Raw genomic sequence first — 11587 nt, 5'->3', positions numbered from 1 at the left:
ACCCGCTCGAACAACTCCCACAACTCATCCGGCACCAGACGCTCCACGATGTCCACGAACGCAGACTACCGACCGAGCCAAATGAGACGTCCTCTAAAGCGAAGAGGCCAACCCGCTCGGGTCGGCCTCTTCGTGTTTCACGTGAAACATCACTCGGCGATGAAGTCCTCAAGGTCGCGCACGATCGCTGCCTTGGGCTTGGCACCGACGATCGTCTTGGCGACCTCACCGGCCTGGTAGACGTTCAGCGTCGGGATGGACATGACGCCGTACTTGGCAGCCGTGGCCGGGTTCTCGTCGATGTTGAGCTTGACGATCTCGATCTTGTCGCCGTACTCCTGGGCGATCGCTTCGAGGGAGGGCGCGATCTGGCGGCACGGGCCGCACCAAGCGGCCCAGAAGTCCACCAGGACGGGCTTGTCGTTCTTGAGGACGTCCTGCTCGAAGGAGTCGTCGGTCACGTTCTTCAGAGTGCCGGCCACTGAGGGCTCCTAACTGGTTGGTGCGGTGGGGCGGACGGGGGTCAGACGGTGGTCTTCTCGGGCTCGGCGGCCTGGTCGCCGTCGGCGAGAGCAGCGAGGTACCGCTCGGCGTCGAGGGCCGCGGCACAGCCGGTGCCGGCCGCGGTGATCGCCTGGCGGTACGTGTGGTCGACGACGTCACCGGCGCCGAAGACGCCGGTCAGGTTCGTCCGGGTCGACGGGGCGGCCACCTTCAGATAGCCCTCGTCGTCCAGTTCGAGCTGACCCTTGAAGAGTTCCGTGCGCGGGTCGTGGCCGATCGCGATGAACAGGCCCGTCACCGGCAGCTCGGACGTCTCACCTGTCTTGAGGTTGCGCAGCTTCAGCCCGGCGAGCTTCTGGTCGCCCTGGATCTCGGCGACCTCGCTGTCCCACACGAAGGAGATCTTCGGGTCGGCGATCGCACGATCCTGCATCGCCTTGGAGGCCCGCAGCGTGTCCCGGCGGTGCACGACCGTCACGGACTTGGCGAATCGGGAAAGGAAGGTCGCCTCCTCCATCGCCGTGTCCCCGCCGCCGATCACCGCGATGTCCTGGTCCTTGAAGAAGAACCCGTCGCAGGTGGCACACCAGGAGACACCGCGGCCGGAGAGCGCGTCCTCGTTGGGCAGTCCGAGCTTGCGGTGCTGGGAGCCCGTGGTGACGATGACGGCCTTGGCACGGTGCACCGTGCCGCCCGTGTCCGTGACGGTCTTGATCTCGCCGCTGAGGTCCACGGCGACGATGTCGTCCGGAATGAGCTCGGCACCGAACCGTTCGGCCTGGCCCCGCATGTTGTCCATGAGGTCGGGACCCATGATGCCGTCCCGGAAGCCGGGGAAGTTCTCCACCTCGGTGGTGTTCATCAGCGCGCCACCTGCGGTGACGGCGCCCTCGAACACCAGCGGCTTCAGCGACGCGCGCGCGGTGTAGAGCGCCGCCGTGTAGCCGGCGGGCCCGGAGCCGATGATGATCACGTTACGGACGTCGCTCACGGCTTGATTCCTCGTCTCTGGAGACTGCTGCGTACTGCCGGTGGGAGCTGCTCTCGGAACTCTCACCCCACCCAACGGATCCTAAGGGGCGCGCATTCCCGCTGTGTCCGGGCACACGGAGACAGCGCACTGCACAGGGAGCCTGGACAGCACCACGCGGGAGGCAGTCCTCAGGAGCGAGGGTAGGACTGCTTCAAGAAAACGTCGCCGGCAGATTCCGTGGCCTTGTCCACACAGGAGGCGTCGACGACATAAGCGGTGACCCGTGAGTCGTCGGAGCGGTCGGGCAGCAGCACGAGATAGGCGTCGTCTCCCCGGTAAGTACCGGGCTCGGAAGCGATCACACCGGTGACATCGCCGATGCCCTTGGCGATACAGGCGGGGACCTCGGCCTTGAGGACCGTGTTCCTGCTCTTGTCCGGCGACGTCGCGGTCCCGAAGGTGTCCTTGCTGGGCAAGCTCTCGTTCTCGGTCCTGTCCTCGCCCAGGAGTGCCTTGACCCGCTTTTCCAGCTTCACGCCTGAGAAGGTCGAGGAGGCCGCTGTCGCAGTCCCGTGCCCGGGATCGTCGCTCTCACCGCCCGACTGGACGAGGACCGTACCGAAGCCCAGGGCCGCGAGCGCGAAGACGGCGCCGATGACTGTCGTACGACGTTTGATGCGCCTCTTACCGGCGCGTCCGGGGCCGGTGGACGCGCGTGGATGACCGGCAGGGCGGTCCGCCGCCGTCGATGTTTCACGTGAAACATGCGTGGTGTCCTCCTCCCTGCGCGCCGTGGAGGGGACGCTGACGGAGGCAGGCTCCGCGGCGGCCTCCTGCCGCTGGGCCTCGGTGTTCAGAAGGGCCTCGGCTGCCAGGGCCGCGTCGATCCGTCCTGCCACGTCGTCGGGCATACGGGGCGGGCCCGGCAGGGTGCCGAGCAGACCACGGATCTCCTCCAGCGAGGCATAGACATCGGCGCAGAGGGGGCAGTCGTCCAGATGCTGTCGGATGTGCGTCGTCCGGGACAGAGGGAGCAGGCCCTCGCTGAGGTCGGAGATCTCTGCGACATCGGGGTGTCCGGCCGTGTCGGTAGCGGATGTCACGCTCGCCCACCTCCGCCCTTCACAGCAGCTGAATCGCTTGGCCCTGCATCATGTGGTCCCGCTGCGGGTGGGACGGATGTCCCCTGCGTCCGGTTCCTTCCATGCCCCGACTTTTTGCCGCTGCCCTCACCATCCGCACGGAGATGGTTCAGCAGCGGCAGAAGTCTGGCTCTGCCTCGGGCACAACGGCTTTTCACCGTTCCGGTGGGCACGTCGAGAATCCGCGCGGCCTCAGCCACCGGGTAGCCCTGCATGTCCACCAGGACGAGCGCCGCGCGCTGATCCTGCGGCAGGGTCCCGAGGGCTTCCAGCAGCTGCCGGTGCAGATCATTGCGCTCGGCCGGGGCCGAAGCCGACTCGTGCGGCTCCAGGAGCTGCTCCAGGCGCTCGGTGTCGTCGACGGGCGACGTCTTGCGCGAGGTGGCCTTGCGGGCACGGTCCAGGCAGGCGTTCACCGTGATGCGGTGCAGCCAGGTCGTGACGGCCGCCTGACCACGAAAGGTGTGGGCGGCACGATAGGCGGACACCAGCGCGTCCTGGACGGCGTCGGCGGCCTCCTCGCGGTCGCCCAGCGTCCGCAGGGCCACCGCCCACAACCGGTCCCGGTGCCGTCGTACGAGCTCACCGAAGGCGTCGGGGTCGCCCTCCACGTGCCGGGCCAGGAGATCCTGATCGCTTACCTCGCTGTGATCAGCGCTGTGTGCCATCGAACCCCCTCCCTCGATGAGCTCTCAGCCCGTGAACTTCACGTCGGTGATCGCCTGCTTGTAGCCGGACCCACTGAACTGGTCACGGTTCGCGTAGGGCACATCCGTGAGCCAGACGAGAACGTACCGCGTCTTCACCGACTTCTTGGCGGAGATCTTCAGGTCCGCGCCACTCGTTCTGTTCGTGGCGATCTTAGTCATGGAGCTGAGGGGAGCTGTCGACGACAGGGAGTCGGCCGCGTACAGCGTGGCCGTGGTGTGGTCGCCGGTGTAGTAGAGCCCTATCGAGGCAGCCGACACCTCCTTGACCGAGCCCAGGTCGTAGACGATGCCGACGCCCTGCTTGAACGGCGCCAGTGTGGGGCCGTCGTTGTAGGAGTACGTCCGCCAGTACGTCGACGAGCTGTTGTCGTACGTCAGCTTCGCGTCGTTGGCGTGCTGCGGCTTGCCGTCCGGGTAGTACTCCGCGGCGCCCTTGATGCTGAGCGTCGTGACGGGCTTGGCCTTGTCGGTGCCCTTGTCGTTGCCGTCGGACGTCTGGCTGGTGCCCGGCTCGCTGGACTGACCCCGTCCGTTCATGAGGGCGTCGGCCAGTTGCCAGCTGCCGAGACCGAGCGCGGCGATCAGCAGCGCCGAGACGGCCCACTTGAGAGCTTTGCCGGTCCGGCTCTGCAGTGGAGGCGGCGGGGGCTGGATGGGCTGGGTGAGACCCTGGTGCGGCGCCTGCCGGCCGTAGGTCCCCTGCTGGTACGTCGTGTGCTGGTAGTCGGGCGGTGCGGTGAACACGGGCTCCGGCGGGCGGATACGCGGCATCTCCCCGACAGCCTTCACCAGTTCCTCGGGCGTCGTGCACGCGGTCTCGTGGCGGGAGGCGGTGGCGCCGTCGTTGACGAGTGCGCGCATGGAGAGCTCCGACAGCCCTCTGTGGACGCCCGCACGGACCTGGTCGGGAGCGATGAGCCCGACGCCCTTGGGGAGCCCGGAGAGGCCGTGCGCGTCGTTCTCGTACGGCCAGCGCTGGGTGAGGGCGGCGTACAGCAGTGCGCCGATGGCCTCGGTGTCCGTCCGCTGTGGGGTGTCCGAGGTGATCCCGCGCAACGCGGCGTTCACCGCGAGACCGCGGATGCGCCACTGCCCGGATGCGGAACGCAGCACCGCGCTCGGGTTCAGCCGCAGGTGTGCGAGGCCCTCACGGTGGGCGGCGGCCATGGCGTGCGAGACCTGCGTGACCATCTGGTAGGCGTCATGCGGTTCCAGGGGGCCGGAGGCCAGCAGCGCCGTCAACTCCGTGGCGTCGGGCAGCCATTCGTGCACGACGTACACGAGGTCGTTCTCCTCGACGGCGTCGAGGACCTGGACGAAGCGGGGGTCCCCCAGCAACGCCGAGGACCGGGCTGCCGCCAGCACGGAACGGGCGCGCGTGTGGTCGGCGGGCAGTACATGCACCCCGACCGCGCGACGCAGCTTCTCGTCCACGGCGCGCCAACTGCTGAAACCGTCCAGACGGGTGACGCACTCTTCCAGGCGGTACCGCCTGGCGAGTTTGTGGCCGCTGTGCAGTTCGGGCGGTGTCGTCTGCGAAGGGCTCCCGGTATCGCCGTGTCCCTGTGCCTCTTCGCTCGCCGAGCTCTCCGTGTCCCGCTCCCGGTTCTGGGCCTCCCCGTCGGCCGTGGACTGGTCCGCTTGTGCGGTCAGCGGCTCGTCGCCGCTGTTGTCTGCCACGTCGACGGCAGCCGTGCTCCGTTCCGCCACCGTCGTTCCTGCCTCCCCATCCGTTGAGCGTTCTGACACGCCAAAGCCAATTGTGCCCACAGTCCGCCGCTATGAGCGACACGCGGCGGCGGACGATGGTTGTGCGCGTACCCCGACCTCAGCGCCCCAGCCGTCCGCGGACCATGCCGACCATCGAGTTGAGCTCTTCGATACGCATGCGGCGCGCGGCGACGTAGAAGACACCGAGCAGCACGATTCCTCCCCCTGCGAGTGCGAGCATCGAGCCGCCGACACCCTGTCCCAGGGTCTGGCTGATGCCGTAGCAGGCGGCTCCACTGAGCAGGGCCGCGGGCAGCGAGGCGATGGACAGCCGCGCGTACGTCCGCATGACCCTGGATCCGTCCAGGTCGCCGCCCAGCCGCTTCTTGAGCCGGCGCCAGGCGATGCCGACACCGATCATGTACGCCAGACCGTACGAGGCCGCCATACCGACCGTGGCCCAACGGGCCGGGAGCACGAAGAAGCAGACCGCGGAGGCGCTCGCGTTGACGGCGGCCACGATGACCGTGTTGTAGAACGGGGTCCGGGTGTCCTCGTAGGCGTAGAAGGCACGCAGGACCACGTACTGCACGGAGTACGGGATCAGGCCGAGACCGAAGGCCATCAGCATGAAGCCCATGTTGGTGGCCGCGCCGGTGCCGGAGGGGCCGAAGATCAGTGTGCACATCGGGATGCCGAGTGCGACGAAGCCGAAGGCGATCGGCACGATGGCGACCGCTGTGGTGCGCAGACCCTGCGAGATGTCGTCACGGACGGCGCCCGTGTCGTCCTCGGCGGCCGAGCGGGAGATGCGCGGCAGCAGGGCGGCCATCAGCGAGACGGTGATGATGGCCTGCGGCAGGCCCCAGATGAGCTGGGCGTTGGCGTAGGCGCTGAAACCGGTTCCGGCGATCTTCGTCTCGGTGACCGCCGCGGTCGCCAACTGGGTGACCACGAGGGCGCCCGCCTGGTTGGCCAGGACGAACAGGATCGTCCACTTGGCGAGCATCGCGGCCTTGCCGAGGCCGTGGCCCTTCCAGTCGAAGCGCAGCCGCATCCGGAACCCGGTCTCCCGCAGGTACGGGATCATCGCCAGGGCCTGGACCACGAGACCCAGGAGGATGCCGATACCGAGCAGGCGCTCGCCCTCCGGCGGGATGTTCTCGACCGTCATGTGGGAGTTGGCCGCGCTGCCGTAGACCCAGAGGAACGCGCCGAGGGTGACGATGATGACGATGTTGTTGAGGACTGGGGTCCACATCATCGCGCCGAAGCGGCCGCGCGCGTTGAGGATCTGGCCCATCACCACGTGGATGCCCATGAAGAAGATCGAGGGCAGGAAGTACCGGGTGAAGGTGACAGCTACGTCATTGGCCGCGGGGTCGGTGGCGAGGGGGGTCGACAGTGCGCGCACGAGCAGGGGTGCGCCGAACATGGCGAGCGCGGTGAGGAGGCCCAGGATCACCATGACCAGGGTCAACAGCCTGTTGGCGTACGCCTCTCCGCCGTCCTCGTCGTCCTTCATGGCACGGACGAGCTGCGGCACGAAGACGGAGTTGAGACCACCGCCGACGGTCAGAATGTAGATCATCGTCGGCAGCTGGTAGGCGACCTGGAACGACTCACCGAGAAGAGACAGACCCAGCGCCGAGACGATCATCGCCGACCGGATGAAGCCGGTGAGGCGCGACACCATGGTGCCCGCCGCCATCACGGCGCTCGACTTCAGCAGGCCCGAGGCACGTCCGCCCTTCTTCGGCGCAGGTGCAGGTGCACTTGCGGGCGTCGGAGAAGGCTCCTGCTGCGCCGGACGACCGGGTCCGGCCCCGGGTGAGGGGGCGGGGGCCGGTCCGGGCACGGAAGGCTGGCCCACGGGGGTGGGGCTACTCTGCTGCTGGTCGCGGAAGAGATGGGCGAACGCGTCCGGCTCGTGGCGCTCCTCGCCGGCCTGGGTCACCAGGTCGTCCACCCCGACGAACTGCGTCGTACGGGCGTCGTCACCGTACGGCAGATGACGGGTCGGGCCCTCGGGTTCGGGGGCCGGTGTCTGGGCCCACACACGCGGGTCGGGCGCGTACTGCGGTGACGACGGCTGCGCGTAGAGAGGCTGCTGCGGCTGGTAGGTCCCCGGAGCGGGCGGGGGATGCGCGGCCCGGTCGTAGAGCGCCTCGGCCACCGGGTCCTGGGCGGAGAGATCGCGCGCACGGTAGGGGTCCTGGTCGTAGGCGTCCTGGAGGTACATGTCCGCGGGAGGCTGCGGCGGCACCTGGCCCGACCCGGGCAGCGGGCCGTCGGGATACCCCGAGTCGGCCGCGCCCTGGCCGCGGTCACCGTCGTACGGCGCGTTCATGCTTACCCCACCTCATCGTCCCCGGGCCAACCGGCCACGACAATCGCTCAACGGTCCACTCTCTCACCCGTGCCGGACGGGTCGGCGCTTTCCGGAGCGGTGTCCGGTGCCGGGTCACTCGGGTGCTCCGGCTCGTCCGTCCCGGACTTCGCCGAGGAATCCTCCTCGGCAGTGTGTACGACTGGGGACGCCTCGGTGTTCGCGTCCTCGCTCGTCGAAACGCCTTCCGGCGAGTCGTCGTCCGCCGGGGCTTGCCGCCCCTCCAGCCGGGCGGCCGCACGCTTGCGCTGTGTGTACATCCGGAAACCGGCGAGCACGAGGAGCAGGACACCACCAGCGATGACCAGCATGACCGTGGGCGTGATCTCGGTGACGCTCACCGTGAATCTGACCTCGTCACCATACTTCTCGCCGTCCGCCGTGTAGAGCTGGGCCACGACGTCGGCCTTGCCGTTGGCCTTGGCGTTGGTGGTGAACTTCACCGACTCGCTGTGGCCGCCGGAGATGTCGACGAACTGCTCCGCGAAGTCCTCGCCATCGATCTTCAGGCGCTTCGGTGCCATCGATTCGAGACGCAGTGTCAGGTTGTCGACGCCCTGCACCAGGTTGTTCTGCACGGTCACGGGGATCTTGGCGCTGCGGCCGGAGAGCTTCGTCTCCGACTTCTCGATCAGCCGGACCTGACCGGTGAGCGAGTTGAGGTACGACTGCACGTCGTTGCGGTAGACCGCCCCGTCCATGGAACGGCCCCGCCAGGACGTGGACATCTCCCGGTCCATGGTCCTGCCGAACGGCGTCACCACGCGGGACTGGTCGGTGAGGATCACCTTGAAGCGGTCGAGGTCGGCCTGAGTGCCCTGGATCTCCTCGAACGCCGACTTGGGCAGAGCCTGCTTCCGCAGCGACTTGGGGTAGGCCGAAGCGGACGGAATTCTCGTGCTGGCGCGTGGGTCGGGCTTCGCCTCGGCGGCCTCGGACAGTTCCTGGGGCTGCGACCAGTTGCCGCCCTGGAGCGCCGTCAGGGCCTGCGCCATGGTCTGGGCCTGGCTCGCCGACGGCATGCGTTGAGGGGCGATCACGACACTGCGCTGTTTGTTGTTCTGGAGGTCGGTCACCAGGCTCTGGGCCAGGAACCTCTGCACCGCCAGCGTCGAACTCTCGGCCTTGGTCATGTCGCCCTGGAAGGCCGTCGACAGCCGGGCGTCCGCGACCACTGCCGTGGTGCCGCCGCCGATGGGCCGGGCCGCGTTGGGCGTGTAGGACAGGCTGCTGCTCTCCTGCAGGCTGTCACTGCGGGCGATCACCTTGTCGGCGCCCGCGGAGATGGCGACCTTGACGATCGACGGGTCGACGGCGCCGTTGACGGGCCAGGCGAAGTCCGTCTCCGGGACCACCCGGAGAATGTTCTCGACCGTGTCGGAGGCCACATCGGTGGCGCCCTTCAAGCGGCTGAGTGAACCCGCGACCGTCCTGCCGTTGTGGGCCAGCGCGGCGAGGTCGGGATCGGCGAAGGGGAGCGCGACCACCTCCTCGCCCTGGACCGCGGTCTCCAGCTCCGCCAGCCAGGCCTTGGCGACGGCCTGGTTCTTGCCGGCGACGGTGGTGTCCCTGCTCCGGACCCGGTAGTTCTTCGTCATCGCGACCACCGACGCCAGGAGATCCGGATCGATCACCCAGGTGATGTCCAGGTCCTTGCCCAGCGTGAGCATTTGTTCCAGGCGTCCGCCCGCCGAGATCTCCTTGGCGAGGTCGTCGTTCAGGAAGACGGGCGTCTGCTGCTCGCCGGGGCCCGTCTCGGCTGTCAGATGGGTGGTGGAGATCAGCGGCCAGAGATACGTCGTCTTCGTCCTGGTGCCGGCCTCGTCGGGCTGCCACGGCAGGAAGGTCCGCTGGATGCCGAGGACCTGGTCGTACTGAGCGGACGCGGTTCTGCCCGAGAGTGAGACACCCAGCTGATAGACCCCGTCCGAGCCGAGATCAAGCTCCTTGACAGGCACAGAGATGGTGAAGGGCTGAGCCACACCGGAGGCGAGTTCGGGGAACTTCTCCACGTACTTCCCGCCGACCTCCGTGCCGTCGGTGAACTGGTCGAAGCCACTGCGTCCTGCAGCTTCGTCGATGGCCGAGCGGCCCGTCACGGCCGCCGCTGCCACCCGCAGGCCCACGTGGGCGTCCGTGACCGTCTGCTTGCCCTTGTTCGTGACCGTGCCAGAGACGGTGACGGTGTCGCCGTCAGTGGGCACACCGGGGCTGAGCGAGTCGAGGGAGACCTCGACGGTTTTCGATCCTGTGGCCTCGGCCAAGGAGGTCTTCGGCGACGCCTGCGCGGACGGGGCCGAGGGCACCTGGAACAGACCTGCCAGCAGGGGCGCCCCGGCGAACAGCGCCCCGGTGCGCAGCAGCCACCGGCGGGCAGGTGAGGGATACGTCCCCTGGAAGTCTGCCGCCTCGGCCACGCGCTCGCCCGTCCTCGTCGTCAGTGGTCGTCGGAATGTGCGTCCACGCATGGTAACGATGTGCGCTGAGGGGAAGTGCCGCGGTCCGATCCACAAGATCGGCGCCGAGGCCGGACTGTCCCCGTATGTGTGTGTATCGATGGAGTCGCTGGATGGCGCACCCGCCCATGGCCTTGTGCACGTTCAATGGAGGCGACCGCGGCCACCGGCGCCACGTACCCTTTTCTGTTGTGCCGAACGCCAACGAAGACATGAGTGCCCTGAGCCAGGTGCAGCGCCGCGCGGTGAGTGAACTGCTGCGGGTGTCCCCTGTCGCCGACGACCTCGCTCGCCGTTTCCAGGAGGCGGGCTTCTCGCTCGCCCTGGTCGGGGGTTCGGTCAGGGACGCCCTGCTCGGCCGCCTCGGCAACGACCTGGACTTCACGACGGATGCCCGCCCCGAGGACGTGTTGAAGATCGTGCGCCCCTGGGCGGACGCCCTCTGGGAGGTCGGGATCGCCTTCGGCACGGTGGGGGCGCAGAAGGACGGCTACCAGATCGAGGTCACCACCTACCGCTCCGAGGCGTACGACCGGACCTCGCGCAAGCCCGAGGTGTCGTACGGCGACTCGATCGAGGAAGACCTCGTGCGCCGGGACTTCACCGTGAACGCGATGGCGGTGGGTCTCCCCGAGAAGGAGTTCATCGACCCCCACGGCGGGCTCGAAGACCTCTCGGCGCGTGTGCTGCGTACTCCTGGCGCCCCCGAGGACTCCTTCTCCGACGATCCGCTGCGCATGATGCGGGCCGCGCGTTTCGCCGCCCAGCTGGGCTTCGAGGTGGCCCCCGAGGTCGTCTCGGCGATGACCGACATGGCCGGCCGTGTTGAGATCGTCTCGGCGGAACGGGTACGGGACGAGCTGAACAAGCTGATCCTTTCCGCTCATCCCCGTGAGGGTCTGAGCCTGCTGGTAGAGACCGGCCTCGCCGAGCATGTTCTGCCCGAGCTGCCGGCGCTGCGACTGGAACGGGACGAGCACCACCGGCACAAGGACGTCTACGACCACACGCTGATCGTCCTGGAGCAGGCGATCGCGCTCGAAGAGGCCGGACCCGACCTCACTCTGCGGCTCGCCGCCCTGCTGCACGACATCGGCAAGCCCCGCACGCGCAGATTCGAGGAGGACGGCCGGGTCTCCTTCCACCACCACGAGGTGGTCGGCGCCAAGATGACCAAGAAGCGCATGGCTGCTCTCAAGTACTCCAACGAACTCGTCAGGGATGTCTCGCGCCTGGTCGAACTCCACCTGCGCTTCCACGGATACGGCACGGGCGAATGGACGGACTCCGCTGTCCGCCGCTACGTGCGCGACGCCGGCCCGCTGCTGGACCGGCTCCACAAGCTGACCCGTTCCGACTGCACGACACGGAACAAGCGCAAGGCAAACGCCCTGTCCCGCGCGTACGACGGTCTGGAGGACCGGATCGCCCAGCTCCAGGAACAGGAGGAACTGGATGCCATCCGCCCGGACCTCGACGGCAACCAGATCATGGAGATCCTGGGAGTAGGGCCAGGGCCGGCGATCGGGCAGGCGTACAAATTCCTGCTGGAGCTGCGCCTGGAGAACGGGCCGATGCCGCACGATGAGGCCGTGACAGCGCTCAAGGAGTGGTGGGCCCGGACTCCGCAGGTCTCTTGACGACGGACTGTCCGTTGCCGGTGGACAGGGGAGCGGTGCGATGTTTCACGTGAAACATCGCAC

General features: G+C 68.1%; 8 protein-coding genes. 1 reads left to right on the top strand and 7 read right to left on the bottom strand.

Annotation, left to right across the window (positions count from 1 at the left end):
* Positions 1-149: 149 nt before the first annotated feature.
* From trxA to ACFU5F_RS40760, 7 genes are all read right to left on the bottom strand, one after another.
* Entirely contained in the window at positions 150-482 is a 333-nt protein-coding gene (trxA, locus tag ACFU5F_RS40790; RefSeq protein ID WP_005482961.1) for a thioredoxin, read from the bottom strand.
* A 41-nt stretch (positions 483-523) separates the two neighbouring features.
* Positions 524-1495 carry a thioredoxin-disulfide reductase gene (trxB, locus tag ACFU5F_RS40785; RefSeq protein WP_383898546.1) on the bottom strand — a complete coding sequence of 324 codons (972 nt, stop codon included), beginning with the start codon at positions 1493-1495 and terminating at the stop codon, positions 524-526.
* Positions 1496-1665: 170 nt separating this feature from the next.
* Complete coding sequence (locus tag ACFU5F_RS40780; protein ID WP_383898544.1) at positions 1666-2580, bottom strand: hypothetical protein; 915 nt, start codon at positions 2578-2580, stop codon at positions 1666-1668.
* A complete protein-coding gene (sigM, locus tag ACFU5F_RS40775) occupies positions 2577-3287 on the bottom strand; it encodes an RNA polymerase sigma factor SigM (protein WP_383898542.1) in 711 nt (236 codons plus the stop codon). Before sigM ends, ACFU5F_RS40780 begins: the two co-directional genes overlap by 4 nt.
* A 24-nt stretch (positions 3288-3311) precedes the next feature.
* Positions 3312-5039, bottom strand: a complete 1728-nt coding sequence (locus ACFU5F_RS40770; protein ID WP_383898540.1) for a protein kinase family protein — start codon at positions 5037-5039, stop codon at positions 3312-3314.
* A gap of 118 nt (positions 5040-5157) precedes the next feature.
* Positions 5158-7389 (bottom strand): murein biosynthesis integral membrane protein MurJ, encoded by a 2232-nt coding sequence (gene murJ, locus ACFU5F_RS40765; protein WP_383898538.1) that lies wholly within the window; start codon positions 7387-7389, stop codon positions 5158-5160.
* A 47-nt stretch (positions 7390-7436) separates the two neighbouring features.
* On the bottom strand, positions 7437-9845 hold the full coding sequence (locus tag ACFU5F_RS40760; RefSeq protein ID WP_383898536.1) for a DUF6049 family protein: 2409 nt from the start codon (positions 9843-9845) through the stop codon (positions 7437-7439).
* Between the two features lie 230 nt (positions 9846-10075).
* On the opposite strand from ACFU5F_RS40760, the gene ACFU5F_RS40755 reads away from it, so the two are divergent.
* Positions 10076-11524 (top strand): CCA tRNA nucleotidyltransferase, encoded by a 1449-nt coding sequence (locus ACFU5F_RS40755; protein ID WP_383898534.1) that lies wholly within the window; start codon positions 10076-10078, stop codon positions 11522-11524.
* Positions 11525-11587: the final 63 nt, after the last annotated feature.

Origin of the sequence: Streptomyces sp. NPDC057438, assembly GCF_042802995.1 — a bacterium.
In the GTDB taxonomy this organism is placed as follows: domain Bacteria; phylum Actinomycetota; class Actinomycetes; order Streptomycetales; family Streptomycetaceae; genus Streptomyces.
This window is presented reverse-complemented; position numbering and strand designations above follow the sequence as displayed.

Coding starts and splice junctions, on each gene's coding strand:
- sigM (WP_383898542.1), bottom strand. CDS start 3,287: ATGGCACACAGCGCTGATCACAGCGAGGTAAGCGATCAGGATCTCCTG.
- murJ (WP_383898538.1), bottom strand. CDS start 7,389: ATGAACGCGCCGTACGACGGTGACCGCGGCCAGGGCGCGGCCGACTCG.